Origin of the sequence: Methylobacterium mesophilicum, from assembly GCF_022179445.1 — a bacterium.
Classification (GTDB): Bacteria; Pseudomonadota; Alphaproteobacteria; order Rhizobiales; family Beijerinckiaceae; genus Methylobacterium; species Methylobacterium mesophilicum.
Map to the genome: position 1 here is coordinate 136307 of NZ_BPQU01000006.1, position 19607 is coordinate 155913.

A 19607-nucleotide genomic window follows, 5' to 3' on the forward strand; every position below is an offset into this window, starting at 1 on the left:
TTCAGAACGGCAGCAGGATATCCACGATCTGCTGGCCGTAACGGGGCTGCTGCACGTCGGTGATCTGGCCGCGGCCGCCATAGGCGATGCGGGCCTGGGCGATCTTGGTCGAGTCGATGGTGTTGTCGGACTCGATGTCCTCCGGCCGGACCACGCCGGCCACCACCATCTCGCGGACCTCGAAGTTGACGCGGATTTCCTGCTTGCCCTCGACCACCAGGTTGCCGTTGGGCAGCACCTGCGTGACCACCGCGGCGACGTTGGTGGTCACGGTCTCGGCCCGCTGGACCGAGCCGGCGCCGTCGTTGGCCGTGGCCGAGGTGGCGGCGAGCAGCGCGGTGCTGCCGACGCCGAAGGACTTGCCGACGGCGTTGTTCTCCAGCCCCAGGGCGTTCGGCAGGCCGAAGCTCTCGGTGTTGGCCCGGGACCGCTTGGTCTCGTTGTTGATGTTGGCCTTGTCGGTGACGTTGACCTTCACGGTCAGCAGGTCGCCGAGCCGGGCCGCGCGCTGATCCTTGAAGAACGCCCGGGAGCCGGTGCGCCAGAGCGAGTTCGGCGCGTAGGAGACCGGCTGCACGTCGGGCATCGGCATCCGGACCGGCTTGTAGCCCGGCTGGGTGGTCGGATCCTCGATCGCCGACAGCGCCGGGGTGGCGCCGACCTGGGACAGCCGGTCGGCTGTGTTGCAGGCCCCAAGGCCGGCAAACAGCACGGCGACGAGCGGGGTCAGGGCAAGGCGGCTGGTCATCGGGAAACTCGTTGACGCATCGGATGGGCGATCAGCGCAGGGACGCCGTCGCCTGGACTTGCGGGGCCGCGGCGGCCTGCTGAGCCGTGGGGGCGGGGCCGACCGAGACCCGGCCGGGGCCGATCACGGTGGCCTGGAGGACCTTCTTCGAGGCCACGTTCACGACGTTGACGACCGCGCCCATCCGACCGGCCTCGTTGGCGAGCCCCCGCATCGACAGGCTGACGCTGGCGGTCTCGTACACGATGGTCACGCTCTCGCCCCGGGCGACCAGCTCCGGCAGGGCGGTGTCGGAGACCCGCAGTACCGTGCCGGCCGGCAACGCGTGCTGGGCGACCTCACCCAGGACCGTCGCGGCGCCGGCCTGCGCGTCGGCCGCGACCATCTCGCGGGGGCGGCGCTCGACGACGAGGTCGCCGTCTCGCACCGGATCGCCCCGGTTGAGCGATCGGGTCAGCACCGCCACCTCGCGCAGTTCGACCACCACGCCCGAGACCCGGAGCGAAGCCTGCCGCTCACCGAGGCTGACGAGCCCCGTGACCCGGCGGGAGCGCGGATCGTAGGTCAGGTCGAGGGCCGTGGCCTGTCCGGCGAGGTCGACCGGCGCCAGCAGGGTCGGGCCGTCGCCGTCAAAGCGGACGGCCACGCTGTGTGGATCGAGGCCGTAGCCCGTCTCCAGGGCGCGCTTGAGCGCGGCCTCCAGATCCGGCGGTCCCAGACGTCGCGCGGCGCGCTGCACGGCGATCTGCATCCGGCCACCGGTCTCCAGGCCGGTCAGGCCCAGGGCGGCGGCGGCCTCGACGATGCGGCGGGTCTGGATCGTGCCGGTGGCGCCCAGCGCAGGCGAGCGGAACAACGGCCGCGCGGCGAGCGCGTCCGGCGCACCCTCGACGAGGTCGGACAGGGCGAGCACGTCGCCACGGGCGGTCACGTCGCCGCGCAGGCGCGGCTGCGCCTTCTGAGACTCGCTCTGCGGCGGTACGGTCTGGGCCATCGCCGGGATCGCCAGGGCGCCGATCGCCGCGAAGGTCAGGAAGGCGAGCGCCGCGCGCATCAGAACCGCGGCGCCGGGGAGCGCCACCCGCGGGCGGGCCCGGCGGACGATCGGGCTGAGGTCGCTCTCGTCCGTCGCCGTGCTGACGAGGGGCAGGTCGGCAAGATCGATCTGGGAGCCGGCATACATGATCGGAGACCTGAAGTGAGGGCAGGACGCGCGGTCAGCTGCGGAACATCTGCGAGGTGGTGGAGAGCATCTGGTCGGCGGCGGTCACGACCTTCGAGTTCATCTCGTAGGCGCGCTGCGCGGCGATCAGCGACGAGATCTCGGTGACGGCGTTCACGTTCGCCTCTTCCAAATAGCTCTGCTGAAGGTTACCGAACCCTTCCGCTCCCGGCAGGCCGCTGATCGCCGGCCCCGAGGCCGCCGTCTCGATGAACAGGTTGTCGCCGATCGATTCGAGGCCGACCTTGTTGACGAAGCGCGAGAGCTGGAACTGGCCCAGCGCCTGCGGCGCGGTCTGCCCGGGCAGCGTCGCCTGGACGGCGCCGGTGGCGCTGATCGTCACCGCGGTCGCCGTCTGCGGCACGGTGATCGCCGGATCGAGCAGGTAGCCGTCGCGGGTGACGAGCTGGCCGGTGGCCGACAGGTCGAACGAGCCGTCTCGGGAATAGGCGGTGCGGCCATCCGGCAGCGTCACCCGGAAGAAGCCCTCGCCGCGGACCGCGACGTCGTAATCCTTTTCGGTCGAGCTCAGCGTGCCCTGCGACATCACGCGGGCGGTTGAGGTCGTCTTCACGCCCGAGCCGAGGGCGAGGCCGGCGGGGAGCTGGGTGTTCTGCTCCGAGGTCGAGGAGCCGGCCCGGCGCAGGTTCTGGTAGAGCAGATCCTGGAAGTGCACCTGCTGGCGCTTGTAGCCGGTGGTCCGCAGGTTCGCGATGTTGTTCGAGATGACCTGGACGTTCAGTTCCTGGGCCGCCATGCCGGTGGCGGCTGAGTAGAGGGCGCGCATCGGTCGAGCCCCCCTTACGCGACGTCGGCGAGGCGGCGGATCGCCGTGCCCCGCAGGTCGTCGAGCCGGCTGATCATGCTCGACACCATGGCGTAGGAGCGGTTCACGTCCATCAGCCGGGTCATCTCGATCACCGGGCGCACGTTCGAACGCTCCAGCGCGCCGGATTCCAGGCGACCGTCGAGCCCGGCCGCGCGCGCCGGCTCGGGCGACGCGTAGAGGTTGCCGCCCTCGTTGGTGAGCCGCTGCGGGTTGGCGAAGGTGACGAGCTTGATTTTGCCGCGGATGCCGAGGTTGGTCGACACGGTGCCGTCGAGGCCGATCGTCAGCCCGGTCTCCTGCTGGTTGATGGTGATCGGCCCGCCGTCGCCGACGACCTTGTAGCCGTCGCTGGTCACCAGCGCGCCGGTCGGGTCGATCTCGAAGGCGCCGTTGCGGGTGTAGCGCTCGCCCTGCGGCGACTGCACCGCGATGAAGGCCGAGCCCTTCACGGCGACGTTGAGCGGGTTGCCGGTCTGCTCGATCGGCCCCTGCCCCAGGTCCAGGGTCGTGCCCTGGTCGATGACGTAGGAAAGGCGCCTATCGGGGCGGGCGAACGAATCCGCGCTCGCCACCGGCATCAGGTATTCCTGGAACCGCGTGCTCCGGCCCTTGAAGCCGGTGGTCGAGACGTTCGCCATGTTGTTGGAGATGACGTCCAGCTCGCGCTGAAGCGCCACTTGGCTCGACACGCCGACGAAGAGGGCATTCTGCATCGTGGACTCTGACACTCGCGTGCCGCGGTGGCGGCAACGATCCATTCAGCATCCGCTGTGCCAACGTCCGAAAAGACAAATTTGCTTGCAAGTGGAGCGATTTGCGCGAGGCGTCGGTAACCACCCGGATAGGTCGGGGCTGCGCCGCGGCAATCCTGGCCCGGCAGGATTTGCCCGCTTAACGACGCGTTAACCGTAATGCTCCGATATCCGGTCATACCCGGCACGCGGATATCCGCGAGAGAGTATTATTTCCCATGGCCAAGACGCCCAAAAAGGCCGCCGAAGAGGGCGAAGCCGGTGCCGACGCCGCGCCGAAGGGCAAGAAGAAGCTCATCATGATCGGGGCGGCCGCGTTGCTGGTCGTCGTCGTCGGCGGCGGTGCCTTCATGATGATGGGTCATGGCGGCGGCGGTGAGGACAAGGAGGCTGCCGCGGGCGGCGGGCATGGTGGTGGTCACGGCGGCGGGCATGGTGACGCCGCCAAGGGCGTCGGCCCGGACGGCAAGAAGCCGATCGTGTTCGTCGAGATGCGCGAGATGCTGCTGAACCTCAGCCCCGACGCGCCGCAGGATAAGGCCAAGTACGCAAAGCTGCGGCTCGCCCTGGAACTCAAGGATGCCGGGGTCGAGGACGAGGTGAAGCCCCTGATGCCGCGCATCGAGGACACCCTGCAGGTCTACATGCGCGAGCTGCGCGCGAGTGATCTCACCGGGTCGGTCGGGCTCTACCGGCTGCGCGAGGAGTTGCTGCGGCGCGTGAACGTCGCCGTCTATCCCGCCAAGGTCGAGGCGGTGCTGTTCAAGGACGTGATCGTCCAGTGACCCAGCCGAAGACCCCGTCGGTCGCCACCAACCAGGCCTTGAGCGGACGCGCCTGATGGAACCCGAGGACGAACTTCCCGAAGACGATTGGTCGGCCGCCCTTCTGGAGCAGGGTGCCGAGGGCGGCGACACGTCGCTCGCCGAGGAATGGGGCGCGGCGCTCGCCGAGCAGGGCACCACGCGCAACGCCGGAGACGTCGCCGCCGAATGGGCGACGATGATCGAGGACGGGGAGAGCGACAACCTCCCCGAACTCGCCGGCAACGACCGGGTGCTGAACCAGGACGAGATCGACGGCGTCCTCGGCTTCTCCATGCGCGAGCTCTCGGCCTCAGGGGCCGGGGGCGTTCAGGCCATCGTCGATTCGGGCGTCGTCCAGTACGAACGCCTGCCGATGCTGGAGATCGTCTTCGACCGGATGATCCGGTTGCTGTCGACATCGCTGCGCAATCTGTTCCAGGACAACGTCGAGGTGACGCTGGACAACATCACCTCGGTGCGCTTCGGCGACTATCTCAACGCGATCCCGCTCCCGACCCTGCTGGGCGTGTTCCGCGCCGAGCAATGGGAGAATTCCGGCCTCGTTACGGTCGATTCGAACCTCGCCTACGCGACCTTCGACCTGCTGCTCGGGGGCAAGCGCGGCGGCTCGTCGAGCCGTCTCGACGGACGGCCGTTCACGTCGATCGAGATGACGCTGGTGCGCCGCCTCGTGGAGATCGTGCTCGGCGACCTGGAGATGTCGTTTCAGCCGCTTTCGCCGGTGACCTTCGGCATCGACCGGATCGAGACCAACCCCCGCTTCGCCACCATCACCCGCCCCGGCAACGCCGCGATCCTGATCAGCCTGCGCCTCGACGTCGACGGGCGTGGCGGCATGCTGCAGATCCTGTTCCCCTACGCGACCATCGAGCCGATCCGGGAACTGCTGACCCAGAGCTTTATGGGCGAGAAGCTCGGCCGAGACCATGTTTGGGAGGGCCACCTCGCCACAGAGATCTGGCAGGCCGACGTCACGATGGAGGCGGTCCTCCATGAGATGATGCTGCCGCTCAAGCAGGTGATGCGCCTCAAGGTCGGCGACACCCTGATGTTCGACGCCAAGCCCTCCGACCTGATCGCGGTGCGGTGCGGCGACTGGGCCCTGACACAGGGGCGGATCGGCCAGGTCGACGGCAACATCGCTGTGCAGGTCACCCGACCCCTGCGCCGCTCGCGCACGACCATCCAGGCCTACGAGGCCTCGATGAACAGCCACACAGACGTCTAGCGTGCGATAGGTCCGGATCATGAGTCTCTTCGTCACGCTCGCCGCCGACATCCTGGTCGCCGTCCTCCTCGCGGCCACGATCGTCACCTGCCTGCGCCTGTCGCGCCGGATCAGCCAGCTCAAAGGTGACGAGGCGGCCTTGCGCCAGACCATCGGCGACCTGATGGTCGCCACCGGCACCGCCGAGCGCGCCATCGCGGGGCTGCGCTCGGCGATCGACGACGGCGACCGCACCCTGACCACACGGATCGAGGCCGCCACGGCCCGCTCCGCCGAACTGGCGGCGCAGGTGGAGGCCGGGGAGACCGTCGTGATGCGCATCGGCGCGATCGTCGCGCAGATGCGCGCCGCGCCGGTCCGGGCCGAGCCGCCGCCCGCCCCGCGGGCGGTCCCCGAGCCCGAGGTTCCCGTGACGCGCCGGTCCGAGCCCACAAGTCCCAACGGCGAGCGCCTCGGCGCCGCCGCCGCGGCCGCCCTGGCCATGAGCGAGCGCGCCCTCGCCCGCGTCCGGGCGCGCGCAGCATGACCGGCGTACCGGCCCCAAAGATCCCGCCGGCACCCAAGCCAATTCCGAAGGCGCCGCGCCCGGCCGCCACGGCCCTGCGTCGCTCGCGGCGGAAACCCGTGCGGCCGGTGCGGCTGCGCCTGATCGATGCCGTAGCGATCGCGGCCGCCGGCCTTCTGCTGCTCAAGCTGCTCACCCTGGCGCAGGTCGGCCTGCCCGGCGCCGGAACCCTGCCCGAATATGGCCGGGCGGTGGCCCGGGCACGCACCGGCTACGAGCCGCCTGATCCGGTTACCACCGGCTCGGTCGGCGCCAAGGAGGAGGCGGCCGCGGCACCCATCGAGAAGCCGCCGGAGATGCCCGCGCCCGAGCCAGCGAAGGCGGCATCCGGTTCCCCGACCGAACGCGCGCTGCTGGAAAAGCTCGGAGCCCGGCGTGACGCGCTGCGCCAAAAGAACGACGAGCTGGAACTGCGCGAGAAGATGCTCAACGATGCCGAGCGCAAGCTCGAGACCGGGCTGGGCGACCTCAAGCAGGCGGAGGAGAAGGTCGACGCGGCGGCTAAGGCCCGCGAGGATGCTGAGAAGCAGGGGCTCAAGAACATCGTCACGATGTATGAGACGATGAAGCCCAAGGACGCTGCCCGGGTGTTCGACCGCCTCGGCCACGACGTGCTGGTGCCGATCGTGTTGGCCATGAACCCGCGCAAGATGGCCGAGGTACTCTCGGCGATGCAGCCCGATACGGCCGAGCGCCTCACCGTCACTCTGGCAAACCGGGCGCGCGGGGTTGGTAGTGCGCAGGCGCAGGTCGGCGCGGCCCTCCCGGCGAACGAGTTGCCGGCGATCGATCCGGGGCCACCGCTGTCGCGATAGGCTCGCGAGGCCCATCGGTCTCAAGCCGATGCGGCAGCGCCTCCCGGGGGCCGCCTCGGTCCACGATGACGAATGGGGGCCGCCCGGTGTCCCGGTGTCGAAGGGCAGAGACAGGTCTTTCCTGGATGCCGGCACGGCGACAAATCCCCGAAGCAGACCCGGCTTTTTCGGCCTACAGCATCATCCGGCGGTTCGGGACCGATCTGAACCGGTCGCGACCGCATGAGATGCGCTGCGCCATGTCCTTGACATTATAGTAAAAACATTTAATTCGCTGCGCAAATTCATGTATCTGAGCCGGACGGTGATGACTTCCAAGGACTATCTCCTTTCCGGTGCGTCTAGCTTGGCCGGCAAGCTGTTCGACAATGTCTCCCTGCAGAAGATGTTATTCAACGCTCTCCGGCTCAACAGAAAGGAGGTGCGACGGTTCATATTAGATCGCGATGCGGCGTTCCTTGCGTATTGCCTGGCGCGGAGATCTCGGTCTAAATCGCAGATTTTGCAGGATCTATGGGTTTGCTTCGAGTTGGGCGAGAAGATCGGTGGCTACTTTGTAGAATTCGGAGCGACGAACGGCAGGAAGAACAGCAACACGTGGCTGCTCGAAAAAACACTGGGGTGGAAGGGGATTCTCGCGGAGCCGAATCCCATCTGGCATGCCGCGTTGGCGGCCGAGCGAGACGCCGCGATCGAGCACAGATGCGTTTCGTCCCGGTCGCACGAAACGGTCACCTTCATCGCGACCAACGACTCGGATCCCGAATTGAGCGGCATCGCCAGCTTCGCCGAGTCCGACCATTTCGCGGAAACGCGCAGTCGCGGGCAGCGCCTCGAGATCGAAACCATTTCCCTGGACGATCTGCTCGACGCCTACGCGGCGCCTCCTTGCATCGATTACCTGTCGATCGATACCGAGGGGAGCGAACTCGACATCCTGTCGGCTTACAGCTTCAGCCGCAAATTCAATGTCATGTCCGTCGAGAACAATCCGAAGAACGATGTCGCGATCGACACGCTTCTCGCGGCGAAGGGATATGTCCGGGTTTTCCGGCAGTTCTCTCAGTGGGATAGCTGGTACGTATCCGGTGAACTCAGGGCTGAAGGATCGGTGATCGTCGCAGCCCCGGATGCGTGATCGTCGTCCCTGATCGCGAACGGCGCAGCATATCCCGATCGATCACTGCCGGTCGTCCGGCTCGGTCGGGATACGCGTCACCGTGCTGTCGGTCGACGACCCTGCGAACGGGCATCAACTGGGCCGGTAGCGGTAGTGGCCGCAGAAATAGACGGGTCTGCCAGTCAGAAGCCTGTGCATCGTGGCCATGGTCCAAGCCACTGCGCCGCAGCGGCGCGTGATGTCGTCCGCCTCGACCAAAGCGAGGCCGGGCGCGATCTCCCCCACCGCCTCCGGCCGTGCCACCGCCCATAGAAACGACGCGCGAGTCTTGGCGATACTCGGGTTGCGCCGCGAATGCCGCACCACGACAGGGGACGCGAAGTCGGCGGCCAACTCGATCGAGGCTCTGTTGCGCCCCGCCCGCTCAACGAGCCCGCGTACAAGATCTTCGCCCAAGGCCGGCGCGAGATACATCGAGACACCTTCCGCCAGGACCAGAACTGGCCGTTCGGGAACCCAGTTGATGCCGTCCATCCAGGCAAGCGGCTCCGTCTCCATGACGGTGAGGGTCCGGACATTTGCGCGGCGGGCGATCAGGGTATCGCGGAGACGGACGACGTTTGCGAAGTCCGCGTCGATCCAGTCAAGCGTGGCGGGCAGCCGGATGCGCGCCGGACGGTCGTCAAGCCCCGAACCGATGCTGACGCACAAGCCCGATGGGTGGGACGTGATGAAGGTTTCGGTGATCCGGTCGAACCATTGGGCGCGGATCACCGAACCGCGCATGCTGCCCGTATCTCCGGCAAAGCGCGCGGGATCGAAACCCAGCGCGGCCCCGATCCGTGAGGCTTCGCTGTCCCTGAACTGAAGATCGGGATGGCGATCCTGTGCGATCATCCTGGCGGCCAGCGGAATCAGAAGCGTTTCTGGAACGATTCCTAAAGACTCGAGGCCGCGACTGTTCATAAAGGGCGCCGTCGTCACCTTTGCGAATGATCGAGATTGCCTCGCAGAAACGCCGCGCGCAACAGAAAACCTGTCCGTCGGAAAATCGTGCTGTGACGTTACTCTGACATCCGCCTGATCGCGGAGATTGCGTCCGCCAGATCGGGCCGCTTCTTCGGGTTCGGTTGCAGGCAGGCCTCTACAAGCGCCTGCAGCCTGTTCGGTACCGCGTTGCTGCGGTCCAGCAATTCGCTCATCAGGATCCCCACTGCCCGCACCTCGATCCGCTTCAACGCCGCACCGTCTTCGCCGGCAGGCAGCGCCGAGGCGGCGCCGAAATCGCTGAGCACGGCGCCGCCGGTCGCGGCATCCCACAGCGTGTTGTGAGCATAGACGTCGCCGTGAAGCAGGTTGCGCCCGTGCAGGTGGGCCACGGCGTCGGCCACTGCGCCGGCGATGCGCAGGGCATGCCCGGTGGCGAGCGTCAGAGCAGGGTCGTAGCAGTCGCGGCTACAACTCGCGAGGCTTGGCGGCCCGGCGAGAACGCGCCACTGCGATGGCAAGAGCCGGAGCAGCAAGCCCTGTGCGCCTTCGGGATGGTCGACGAGCCGACCGAGGGCACCCGTAAGTGCCGGATGAGTTCCGGCGGCGAGGCAGGCTTCCATCTCGCGCTCCGGCAGGCCGTCGCTGGTCATCGCGCCCTTGAACAGCTTCAGCGCCACCTCCTGCGGGCCGGACGGCCCACGCCAGACGGCCCGGTGGACCCGGCCCGAGGCCCCCTCCCCAAGCAAATCGCCGACCTCGAGCGCCGTCCACGGCACGGCCGCCGCCTGGGCAGGCTCCGTTGGCGGTTCGGCGGGATTGCCCGCGTAGGAGATCCAGGCGAGGCGCGGCAGGCGGGCCAGCCAGGGCGGCAGCGAGTCGAGCCGGTTGCAGGACAAGCGGATGAGTTCGAGGTTCTGCGCCTCCGCCAAGCTCTCGGGTAGATGCGCGATGCGGTTGCCCGACAGCATCAGCTTCTGCAGCAGCGGCCGCGCGCCCAGCGCATCCGGCAGCGTCTCGATCCGGTTGTCCGTGAGGGTGAGCCAGCGCAGGTCGCGCGGTAGCGCCTCCGCCGGCACCTCCCGGATGCCGCATCCGCGAAAGCCGAGCTGGCTCAGCGTCGGGCATTGGCCGAGGACTGGCGGCAGCCGCTCGAACGGATTGCCGGAGCAGAACAGCACCCTCAGACGCTGGAGGCGGCCGAGATCGCCCGGCAGGTCGGTGAGGCTGCCACGCCCGAGATCCAGCACTTCCAGGGTGTCTGCGAGGCCGAACACCTCCTGGGGGAATTCAACGAGTCCGTCCGGCAGCCGCAGTTCCCGGGCGCCCGCGAGCTCGCCGCGCCGCAGGGCCGCGAGGGTTTCGGTCCGATCCAAGATGTCAGCCCCGCTTGAAGAAGGCGTCGGCCGCGCCCTGGGCCGCCTGCTTGGCCGCCCGGGCAGCCTCGATCCGGGCGATCTCCTCTTGCAGCAGCGCGACGCGCGCATCGAGGTCGGAGAGCGACAGCGTGTCGAGGGGCTGCCCGATCTCGTGGGCGATGGCCTTGCGCGGCCGGTCGTCGTCGTCTCGCATGTCTCGGCTTCCTACAGGAACGATCGGCCGGCGCCGTCCCAGGCCAGGCCGAGATGGGCCGCGAGGGTGGCGCCGATGTCGGCGAAGGTGTCCCGCCGGCCGATCGATCGGGACGCGATGCCGGGCCCGAAAGCCAGGACCGGCACCTGCTCTCGCGTATGGTCGGTCCCCGGCCAAGTCGGATCGTTGCCGTGGTCGGCGGTGATCACCGCGAGGTCGCCGGGCCCGAGCGCCGACAGGATCTCTGGGATGCGGGCGTCGAACGCCTCCAGTTCCGCGGCGTAGCCGGGCACGTCCCGGCGGTGGCCGTGCTCCGTGTCGAAATCCACCAGGTTCACGAAGATCAGCCCACCCTCGGGTAGATCTTCCAGGGCGTCCAGGCCCGCCCTGAGGCAGGCCGCGTTCGCGCCCGGCTTGATCTCGCGGCCGGTGGCGCGATGGGCGAAGATGTCGCCGATCTTGCCGACGCTGACCACGGCCCGGCCCTCGGCCTGGGCCCGGTCGAGCAGGGTTTGCCCCGGGGGGGCGACCGCGAAATCCTTGCGGTTGCCTGTCCGGCGGAAGCCCGCCTCCGCGGACCCGACGAACGGACGGGCGATCACCCGGCAGACCCGGTAGGGATCGCACAGGCGGCGCGCGGTCATGCAAAGCGCGTAGAGCCGCTCCAGCCCGAACGTCTCCTGGTGGGCCGCGATCTGGAAGACGCTGTCGGCCGAAGTGTAGCAGATCGGCTTGCCGGTCCGGACGTGCTCGGCGCCGAGTTCGTCGATGATGGCGACGCCGGGCGCGTGCCGGTCACCCAGGATGCCGGGTAGGCCGCCTTCCGCGATCAACGCAGCGGTCAGCGCGACCGGGAAGGCCGGCCGGCTGTTCGGGAAATGGCCCCAGGGTTCGGGCATCGGCAGCCCGGTGATCTCCCAATGGCCGGACGGGGTGTCCTTGCCGGCGGCCGTCTCCACGGCGTGGCCGTAGGCGCCCTCCGGTTCACCCACGGGGGCGAGGTTCGGAGGCACGCGGCCCGAAGCTCCGGCGGCCGCCAGACCCAGACCGAGGCCCGCGAGATGGGGCAGGCGTAGCGGGCCGGCGCGCAGGCCCGTCCGGTCGCCGCGCCCGGCCGCGCAGGCCTCGGCGATGTGGCCGAGCGTATCGGACCCTTCATCGCCGTAGGCGGCGGCGTCCGGGGCGCCGCCGATGCCGACGGAATCGAGGACGATGAGGAGGGCGCGCGCCATGGTCAGGCGGGCTCCAGCTCTGCGGCGACATCGCTGTCGAGGGCGAAGGCGGCCTTGAACAGCGCCCTTGTGTAGGGTGTCTGCGGATCGGAAAAGATCGTCTCCGCGGGGCCTTCCTCGACCACCCGGCCGTTCTGCATCACCACCACGTAGTTCGCGAGCGCCCGCACCACCTTCAGGTCGTGGCTGATGAACAGGTAGGCCAGCCCGCGCTCGCGCTGCAGGTCGCGCAGCAGCGTCACGATCTGCGCTTGCACCGAGCGGTCCAGCGCCGAGGTCGGCTCGTCCAGCACGACGAAACGGGGGTTGAGCACCATCGCCCGGGCGATGGCGATGCGCTGGCGCTGGCCGCCGGAGAATTCGTGCGGGTAGCGGTCCATGGCGGCCGGGTCGAGGCCGACATCGGTGAGCGCCTTCGAGACCACCGCCCGCCGCTCGGCCCGGGACCGCGCGGTGCCCTGAACGATCAGCCCCTCGGCGACGATGTCGGCCACCGACATGCGCGGCGAGAGCGAGCCGTAGGGGTCCTGGAAGACCACCTGCATGTCCTTCCGGAGCGGGCGCATCTGCGCCACGGTGAAGCCGTCGATGGCCTGGCCCAGGAACACGATCGGGCCTTCGGAGCCGGTGAGCCGCAGCAGGGCGAGGCCCAGCGTGGTCTTGCCGGACCCGGATTCACCAACGACACCAACGGTTTCGCCCGCCTTCACCGTGAGCGAGACCCCGTCCACCGCCTTGACGTGGCCGGTGACGCGCCGGAACGCGCCCGCCTTCAGCGGGAACCAGACCTTGAGCGGGCCGGCCTCCACCAGGGGTGCCGCGTCGGCCGGGACCGGGTTGGCCCGGCCCTTCGGTTCCGAGGCGATGAGGCGGCGGGTATACTCATGTTGGGGGTCGGCGAAGACGCCGCCGGTCTCGCCGGCCTCGACGATCTTGCCCTTGAGCATCACGCAGACCCGGTCGGCGATGCGCTCGACGATGCCGAGATCGTGGGTGATGAACAGCAGCGCCATGCCGAGCCGCTTCTGGAGGTCGGCCAGCAGCGCCAGGATCTGGGCCTGCACCGTCACATCGAGGGCGGTGGTCGGTTCGTCGGCGACCAGCAGGTCCGGTTCGCAGGCCAGCGCCATGGCGATCATCACCCGTTGGCGCTGGCCGCCGGAGAGCTCGTGCGGGTAGGCGCCCAGGCGACGCGCGGCATCGCGCAGGCCAACCAGTTCTAGAAGCTCGAGAATCCGCGCCCGGGCGGGTTTGCCGGTGAGGCCGCGGTGGAGCCCCAGTACCTCGCCGATCTGCCGCTCGATCGTGTGGAGCGGGTTGAGCGAGGTCATCGGCTCCTGGAACACCATGGTGATGTCGGCGCCGCGCACGTCGCGCATCTGGCGTTCCGGCAGAATCGCCAAGTCCCTGCCCTTGAACAGGATTTTCCCGCTCTGGCGCGCCGCGCCGTCGAGCAGCCGCAGGATCGCCAGGGCGGTCACGGACTTGCCGGAGCCCGATTCGCCCACCAGCGCCACGGTCTCGCCCCGGCGGATCGTGAAGCCGATCGAGTCCACCGCCGCCGTCTCGCCTGCGCGGGAGCGGAAGGCGACGGACAGGCCCTCGACGGACAGGAGCGGCGGGGTTTCGGCCTCTGACATGGGACCCTTATAGCGCGGGCGGGACCCTAGCCTACCCGCCCGCGGATGCGCGATCATGCGCGGTGATCGCAGCGGAGGGACGCGCCATGCCCGGGATCGACGAAGAATTGGCCGCCCATCTTCGGCTTCCCTTCGAAGAGTCTTCGCGGCCTGCGGCCAGCCTTCGCGTTTCCGGGTCCGGCGCCCTGCCCTCCGCGTTCCGGGTGACCGACCTCGCCGCGGCCTCGATTGCAACCGCCGGCCTGGCGCTCGCGGAAGTTGCGAGCCTCGACGGGCCGATCGCGGTGGACCGGCGACTCGCTTCGTTCTGGTTCGCGACGTCGCTGCGGCCGGATAGCTGGCGGGTGCCGGCGCCCTGGGATCCGGTGGCCGGGGACTACCGGACCCGGGACGGCTGGATCCGGCTCCACACCAACGCCCCGCATCACCGGGCTGCGGCCGAGCGGGTGCTGGGATCCCGGGCCGACCGGGCCGGCATGGCGGGGGCGGTGGCCGGCTGGGACAAGGCGGACCTGGAGGCGGCGGTGGTGGCCGAGGGCGGTTGCGCGGCCGAGATGCGTGGATCGGAGGATTGGGTGGCCCATCCCCAGGGCCGGGCGGTGGCGGCCGAGCCCCTGGTGGCGTTCGATCCGGCCTCCGATCGGAGCGCGTCGCGCTGGCGGCCCCGGCCGGAGCGGCCGCTGGCGGGTTTGCGGGTGCTCGACCTGACCCGGGTGCTCGCCGGCCCGGTGGCGACCCGGTTCCTGGCCGGGTTCGGGGCGGACGTGCTGCGGATCGATGCGCCCGACTGGGACGAGCCGGCCCTCGTTCCCGAGATGACCTTGGGGAAGACCTGCTCCCGCCTCGACTTGCGCCGGGCCGCGGACCGGGCGACCTTCGAGGCGCTGCTGGCGGGGGCGGACGTGCTGGTCCACGGCTACCGCCCCGGCGCCCTCGACCGCCTCGGCTACGGCCCGGAGGCGCGGCGGGCCCTGGCCCCGGGCCTGATCGACGTATCGCTCGACGCCTATGGCTGGACCGGCCCCTGGGCGGGCCGGCGCGGCTTCGACAGCCTCGTGCAGATGAGCTGCGGCCTCGCCCAGGCCGGGCAGGCCTGGCGGCAGGCCGAGGCGCCGGTGCCCCTCCCGGTCCAGGCGCTCGATCACGCCACCGGCTACCTCATGGCGGCCGCCGCGCTCCGCCTGCTGGCCCGGCGGCTCCGCGACGGCACCGGCGGCCGCGCCCGCCTGTCGCTGGCCCGGACGGCGGGGTTCCTGATCGCGGCCGGCCCGGCCGAACCGGAGCCGGCCTTCGCCCCCGAGACCCCGGCGGATCGCGCCCCGGAGGTCGAGGCGACCTCGTGGGGGCCGGCGCATCGCCTGCGCCCACCGCTGCATGTGGCGGGCGCCGCGATGCGCTGGGACCGGGCCGCCCGGCGGCTCGGGGACGACGCGCCGGCTTGGGCGGGTGAGCCGAGGGCGGGTCTGCGGTAGGAACAGGGTCCGGGGTCAGCCCGCGCAAGGTGTTGAGATCGGGTCGCGATCGGGCAGCCGAGGCGGCCCAATCTCCCGTCGGGACCAGCGTTCACGCGCGGCCTCGGTCGCGTGGTACCGCGAAGTTCGCCTCCATGGGGCGCCGCGCGCCGGCGGACTGCCGCAGACCGACCCGATCCGGTCAATCGGCCTGCGACGCCGTGATGTTTGCGATCTGGCCAAGCGGTCCCAGGCGCGGAAGATTGATCGTGAACCGATCCACCTGAGACACGTCGGCAATAGTGATCGTCGGAGTGAGATTTAGGTTCCAAGACCAGTCATTTGAGCTTGACATTTAACGTAAATCAAATAAAAACACTTCAAGTCGGCATCAAAATACAAAAATTGCAACATTCATAGATGCGTATACTCTGGATGCATGGGTGGAAAGCAGAAGCGGCGGACCCCCAGCCATCGCGCGCCTAACTTTGCAATAACGGGTGCCTCATGAAAGCAATGCGAACGACCGCTCTCACGATGCAAAAGATCTTTCATCGCATTGCGCAATGGCCGTCCAAAACAACACATTCGGTCTACTCGCTTGGTCCGATCAAACGCAGATCGATCGATAACCGGGCCTCTTTCATCAAGGCCTACAGTCACGAATTGCCGACCTTGACGCATCAAGAGACGTCACTGGCGCAGGCTTTGAATGAGCAGGGCTTCTGCAGGGCCGACATGGATTCATTCGAGTCCTTCAAGGCGAGCCGATTTCGCGCAGCCGCCAATGAGATTTATGATCTGACGGAACGAACCTACATCGCAACAGGCAAGAATATCGATGTCATAAAGCTGCTCGGCGCACATCCATCTTTGATGGATCAATTCAAGACCATTTTCTGCGCCGGGTTGGATATCAAGTTTCTAAAAATTATTGAGCATTATCTGAAGCTCCCCGTTGCGTTCGGGGGCGTAGATATATTCTTCACTGTTGCCGATGGTTTAGAGAGGGGCGCGAGAACTTGGCATAAAGATAGCGAAGACAGCCCGATGGTGAAAGTTGCCATCTACCTGAATGATGTCGGCGACGACGACGGTCCGTTTGAAATTCTTCATTTGCAGCATAAGACCCCCGATTTCGAAAAATCACGAGGCTTCAAGCAGCAAACATTGATACATGCTCAAAACGAGGGCAAGATCGATTTCGACATCACAACCTTCACGGGCCCGGCGGGGTCCGTCATATTTTGCGACACATCGAAATATTACCACAGGGGTAAGCCTGCGACAGGCAAAAATCGCAGGGCCTTGTTTTATAACTACTATGCCAGCCGGCCCTTGACCCCGTACTTTTGCCCAAATCCACCGTTCTCCCCGGATAAAATGAGAGATCTGGTTTCCGATCTATCGCCGACACAACAAGCAGCGGCGTTGTGGCGCGAGAATTTACCGCGGTTTGATAAAGTGGTAACCAAGAGAAAGCCGTATCTGAACGTATAACGTGTCGCATCTTTGGGTTCGGTGAAATTGACAGGCTTTTGCCGGGAAATGGAATTTCCCCGTGGCGGCAGGGACCGGGCGCAGACAATCCTCGAGGGTGCGGCCGAGGCGACAGCCGTTCAGGGCGGCTAATGGCGCGGCCGACGAACGAAGCTCGGTCACGAGCAGTGTAGTGTTTTCAAAAAACAAGAACGGATTGAAATTCGTCTCCTTTATATTGAAGTATCAAGTAAAAATTTGCGCATATCGGCGTTCGCGCGCATGTTGCAGAGCAACCGAGGCTCCGAGCGCGCGTCGCCGAGGAGGATACGGGTTCGGCGGCGCGCGTTGAGTCACGGAGTGAGAGCCCGCCGTTTCAAGGTGTTCGCAACGGGTTGGATAGGGAGCGTCCCGCCTGTCCAACGCGCAAGATGTTCACCGAGGCCGTTCCGACAGCAACCCGGTCATCCCGGGGCGCCGCGCTGAACGCCAGGACGGAGCGGGTCGCGTCATCCGGCCGGAGCCGGATTCATCCCGGGCGCCGTGTCGCGGCCCCGGGGTGACGCGGCGGGTGTCCGGGCGGCTTGAGCAATTTCCCGTCACGGCCGCACGGCGGTGACCTCGATCTCCACCAGCCAGCCCGGATTGGCCAGAGCCGCGACCTGCACGGCCGAGCGGGTCGGCAGGTTCGGCTGGGCCGCCGTACCGAACCTCTCGCGGTAGGATTCCATCAACCCGGCGAAATCCATCCGCCCGCCCTTGGCCGGGTCGCCGACCAAAAAGACCGTCATCTTCACCACGTCGCGCAGCGACAGGTTCCGGCGCTTCAGGGCCGCCTCGATGGAGGCCAGGGTCGAGGCGGTCTGGGCGCGGGTATCCCCGAAGGCGGCGACCGTGTTCTTCTCGGCGTTGGGATCGGTCACCGCCGGCCCGAAGCCGCTGAGATAGACGGTGGCGTGTCCGGCCGGCACCTCCACCGCCTCCGAGATCGGGAAGTCCGAGCCCGGGATCGGGTGCCGGGTGATGTCCTCGGCCGAAGCCGGCCCGGCCAGCAGGGCCAGCGCGAGGGTTGTGGAAATCAGGGTCCGTTCGATCATGGCCGTGCCGCTTTCACATCCTCGGGGGCGACCGCGTCGCCGTAAGGGTTGTCGAAATGGGTGCGGACGTAGTTCACCACCTCCGCGACCTGGGTGTCGCTCATCATGCGCCCGAGCGGGGGCATGCCGCGCAGGCCGTACAGCATCACCGTGACGGGATAGCCGGCGCTGGCGAGTTTTTGGTTGTGCCGGAGCGCCGGATAGGCGGCGGCGCCGACCGCGCCCTCCCCGCCCGCCTGGTGGCAGGCGGCGCAGACCTGGGCGTAGAGCGCCGCGCCCCCGGACTCCATGAAGGTCTTGCCCTCGCTCATCGCCGGGCCGGCCGACGGGACGGCCGCGTGGAGGGCGTGCTCCTGCGCGGCGGCGGCGGTGCCGGTGGCGAGGAGCAGCGCCAGGATTCGGGTGATCGAAGACACACTCATGCCGCCAGGACCCTCTTGTGAAGCCGCGTGACCGCGTCGAGCGCCGAGAGGATCGCGCCCTCCTGCCAGGCCGGGATGTACGAGGCGTGCTCGCCGGCCAGCATGATCCGCCCGTCGATCGCGCAGAGGTTGTCGTAGTGCTGGGCCCGCGCCTCGTCGGTCCAATCGCCGGCGCAGCCCAGGGTGAACGGCACCCGGTGCCAGGCCACCGCGATCCCGGTCTCGAACTCGGTGCGGTATTGCGGGTGGATCTGGCTGCCGTAGGCCACCGCCCGGCGCACCCGCTCGGCGGGGCTGAGCGCCGTGAATTCGTAGGAGTTCGGCCCGTTCCAGGTATAGGCGCCGAGTAGAACGCCCTTGCCGCCGGCATTATAGCCGGTCGCGGGATAGGCGATCTGGCGGATCGGCAGGTCGGTGTAGGAGATGCCGCCGAAGATGTGCTCGTCCTCCTCCCAGAACCGCCGCTTGAATTGCAGCCCGACCTTCACGGACGAGGCGTAGGGCACCGCGTCGATGGCGGCCTTCATCTTCGGGCCGACCTGGGTCGGGATCTGGCTCAGCACCGTCAGCGGCAAGGCGCAGACGCACCAATCCGCCTGGGCCTGCCGCACCGCGCCGCCATGAGCGAGATCCTGGTAGGTGGCGGTGACGCCGTGGCCATCCTGGGCGATCTGCGTGACCTTGGCGCCGTACCGGATCGTGTCCGGCGGCAGGGCGCGGGCGAAGGCCTCGCCGATCCGGCCCATGCCGCCGACCGGCTGGAACATCGTGGTCTGGAACTCGTAGAGCAGGAAGTTCTGCAGGCCGCGCCACAGCCGCGAGGTCAGGATGTCGTGCAGCGCCATCGGCTCGCCGTCGACCGGGCGTGCCGAGAGGCCGCCGCCGGGATCGTGGGCGTAGCCGCGGAACTCCGAGGACTCGGAGCCGGCGCGATAGGCGAGGTTCTCGTCGAGGCCGCCGAGGGAGCGCAGGGCCTCGATCAGGATCTCCTGGTCCTCCTTGGAGACCTGCGCGTCCAGCGCGCCCTTGCGGGTGGCCTTGGCGAGCAGCTCGGCGGTGGCGCCGTCGAGATCGGTCTTCACCGTGCGGATCCGCTGCGGCTTGCCGCCGAAACCGGTCGCGCTGTGCACGAAGGCGTTGTGGTTGAGCTGGATGAACGGCTCCAGCGCCACCCCGAGCCGGCGGCAATAATCGAGCACGCCGTGGTGGTGATAGGGAATCCGCCAGGGGCCGGGGTTGAGGTAGAGGCCGGCGTCGAATCCGCAGCGCTGGGTTTCGCCGCCGAGTTCCGTGTAGGTGTCGCCGCCGCGCAGCGTCCAGTTCCGGCCGCCGGCGCGGGTGTTGTATTCGAGGATCTGCACCCGGTACCCGGCCCGGTGCAGCTCCAGCGCCGTGGTCATGCCGGCGAGCCCCGCCCCGAGGACCAGCACCGAGGCGCCCTTTGGGTCGCCGTCGAGCCGGATCGGCCCGCGATAGGGCGATTCCTCGGCGAACCCGAGGCTGGTCATCACCTGATAGGCCGCCCCGCTCCCGGCGGCGGCGCCGACCATCGCAATCAATTTGCGTCGACTGAACCCCGATGCCTCTGCCATCTCGCTTCCCGTCTCCCGATCCGGATGCG

General features: G+C 68.2%; 19 protein-coding genes. 7 read left to right on the plus strand and 12 right to left on the minus strand.

What is annotated here, in order from left to right:
- Position 1 precedes the first annotated feature (1 nt).
- The 4 genes from flgH to flgF are packed head-to-tail and all read right to left on the minus strand — an operon-like array spanning position 2 to position 3512.
- Positions 2 to 748 (minus strand): flagellar basal body L-ring protein FlgH, encoded by a 747-nt coding sequence (gene flgH, locus MFF40_RS09220; RefSeq protein ID WP_147855644.1) that lies wholly within the window; start codon positions 746 to 748, stop codon positions 2 to 4.
- A 31-nt stretch (positions 749 to 779) separates the two neighbouring features.
- On the minus strand, positions 780 to 1931 hold the full coding sequence (flgA, locus tag MFF40_RS09225; protein ID WP_238260200.1) for a flagellar basal body P-ring formation chaperone FlgA: 1152 nt from the start codon (positions 1929 to 1931) through the stop codon (positions 780 to 782).
- A gap of 34 nt (positions 1932 to 1965) precedes the next feature.
- Complete coding sequence (flgG, locus tag MFF40_RS09230; RefSeq protein ID WP_007564701.1) at positions 1966 to 2757, minus strand: flagellar basal-body rod protein FlgG; 792 nt, start codon at positions 2755 to 2757, stop codon at positions 1966 to 1968.
- 14 nt (positions 2758 to 2771) lie between these two features.
- On the minus strand, positions 2772 to 3512 hold the full coding sequence (flgF, locus tag MFF40_RS09235; protein ID WP_147896360.1) for a flagellar basal-body rod protein FlgF: 741 nt from the start codon (positions 3510 to 3512) through the stop codon (positions 2772 to 2774).
- A 257-nt stretch (positions 3513 to 3769) separates the two neighbouring features.
- Here flgF and fliL point away from each other — a divergent pair, with 257 nt between their 5' ends.
- The 5 genes from fliL to MFF40_RS09260 all read left to right on the plus strand — a co-directional run bounded on the left by fliL (position 3770) and on the right by MFF40_RS09260 (position 8124).
- The gene (fliL, locus tag MFF40_RS09240) at positions 3770 to 4336 is read left to right on the plus strand and encodes a flagellar basal body-associated protein FliL (protein ID WP_147855647.1); all 567 of its coding nucleotides are present in this window, start codon (positions 3770 to 3772) and stop codon (positions 4334 to 4336) included.
- Positions 4337 to 4391: 55 nt separating this feature from the next.
- Entirely contained in the window at positions 4392 to 5606 is a 1215-nt protein-coding gene (gene fliM, locus MFF40_RS09245) for a flagellar motor switch protein FliM (protein WP_378995020.1), read from the plus strand.
- 19 nt (positions 5607 to 5625) lie between these two features.
- Complete coding sequence (locus MFF40_RS09250; RefSeq protein WP_147896362.1) at positions 5626 to 6132, plus strand: DUF6468 domain-containing protein; 507 nt, start codon at positions 5626 to 5628, stop codon at positions 6130 to 6132.
- Complete coding sequence (locus MFF40_RS09255; RefSeq protein WP_187278026.1) at positions 6129 to 6986, plus strand: MotE family protein; 858 nt, start codon at positions 6129 to 6131, stop codon at positions 6984 to 6986. The genes MFF40_RS09250 and MFF40_RS09255 overlap by 4 nt, the downstream gene beginning before the upstream one ends.
- A 307-nt stretch (positions 6987 to 7293) precedes the next feature.
- Entirely contained in the window at positions 7294 to 8124 is an 831-nt protein-coding gene (locus tag MFF40_RS09260) for an FkbM family methyltransferase (RefSeq protein ID WP_147896363.1), read from the plus strand.
- A 114-nt stretch (positions 8125 to 8238) separates the two neighbouring features.
- Here MFF40_RS09260 and MFF40_RS09265 read toward each other — a convergent pair whose 3' ends face one another.
- The 5 genes from MFF40_RS09265 to MFF40_RS09285 all read right to left on the minus strand — a co-directional run bounded on the left by MFF40_RS09265 (position 8239) and on the right by MFF40_RS09285 (position 13537).
- Entirely contained in the window at positions 8239 to 9003 is a 765-nt protein-coding gene (locus tag MFF40_RS09265) for a class I SAM-dependent methyltransferase (protein ID WP_238260202.1), read from the minus strand.
- 167 nt (positions 9004 to 9170) lie between these two features.
- A complete protein-coding gene (locus MFF40_RS09270) occupies positions 9171 to 10469 on the minus strand; it encodes a leucine-rich repeat-containing protein kinase family protein (protein ID WP_187278030.1) in 1299 nt (432 codons plus the stop codon).
- 4 nt (positions 10470 to 10473) lie between these two features.
- Positions 10474 to 10665 (minus strand): DUF1192 domain-containing protein, encoded by a 192-nt coding sequence (locus MFF40_RS09275; RefSeq protein WP_147857656.1) that lies wholly within the window; start codon positions 10663 to 10665, stop codon positions 10474 to 10476.
- Between the two features lie 11 nt (positions 10666 to 10676).
- Positions 10677 to 11897, minus strand: a complete 1221-nt coding sequence (locus MFF40_RS09280; protein ID WP_147896366.1) for a phosphopentomutase — start codon at positions 11895 to 11897, stop codon at positions 10677 to 10679.
- Between the two features lie 2 nt (positions 11898 to 11899).
- Positions 11900 to 13537, minus strand: a complete 1638-nt coding sequence (locus MFF40_RS09285; RefSeq protein WP_147896367.1) for an ABC transporter ATP-binding protein — start codon at positions 13535 to 13537, stop codon at positions 11900 to 11902.
- An 86-nt stretch (positions 13538 to 13623) separates the two neighbouring features.
- Between MFF40_RS09285 and MFF40_RS09290 the strand changes: the two genes are divergently transcribed.
- Both MFF40_RS09290 and MFF40_RS09295 read left to right on the plus strand, forming a co-directional pair.
- Positions 13624 to 15009 carry a CoA transferase gene (locus tag MFF40_RS09290; protein ID WP_238260204.1) on the plus strand — a complete coding sequence of 462 codons (1386 nt, stop codon included), beginning with the start codon at positions 13624 to 13626 and terminating at the stop codon, positions 15007 to 15009.
- Positions 15010 to 15525: 516 nt separating this feature from the next.
- Positions 15526 to 16488, plus strand: a complete 963-nt coding sequence (locus tag MFF40_RS09295) for a phytanoyl-CoA dioxygenase family protein (protein ID WP_238260206.1) — start codon at positions 15526 to 15528, stop codon at positions 16486 to 16488.
- A 578-nt stretch (positions 16489 to 17066) separates the two neighbouring features.
- Here the strand turns inward: MFF40_RS09295 and MFF40_RS09300 are convergent.
- Genes MFF40_RS09300 through MFF40_RS09310 form a run of 3 tightly spaced genes read right to left on the minus strand, consistent with a single transcriptional unit; the run spans position 17067 to position 19536 of the window.
- On the minus strand, positions 17067 to 17564 hold the full coding sequence (locus MFF40_RS09300; protein ID WP_147896370.1) for a RidA family protein: 498 nt from the start codon (positions 17562 to 17564) through the stop codon (positions 17067 to 17069).
- Entirely contained in the window at positions 17561 to 17986 is a 426-nt protein-coding gene (locus MFF40_RS09305) for a c-type cytochrome (RefSeq protein ID WP_147896371.1), read from the minus strand. The genes MFF40_RS09300 and MFF40_RS09305 overlap by 4 nt, the downstream gene beginning before the upstream one ends.
- The gene (locus MFF40_RS09310; RefSeq protein ID WP_238260241.1) at positions 17983 to 19536 is read right to left on the minus strand and encodes a flavin monoamine oxidase family protein; all 1554 of its coding nucleotides are present in this window, start codon (positions 19534 to 19536) and stop codon (positions 17983 to 17985) included. Before MFF40_RS09310 ends, MFF40_RS09305 begins: the two co-directional genes overlap by 4 nt.
- Between the last annotated feature and the right edge of the window lie 71 nt (positions 19537 to 19607).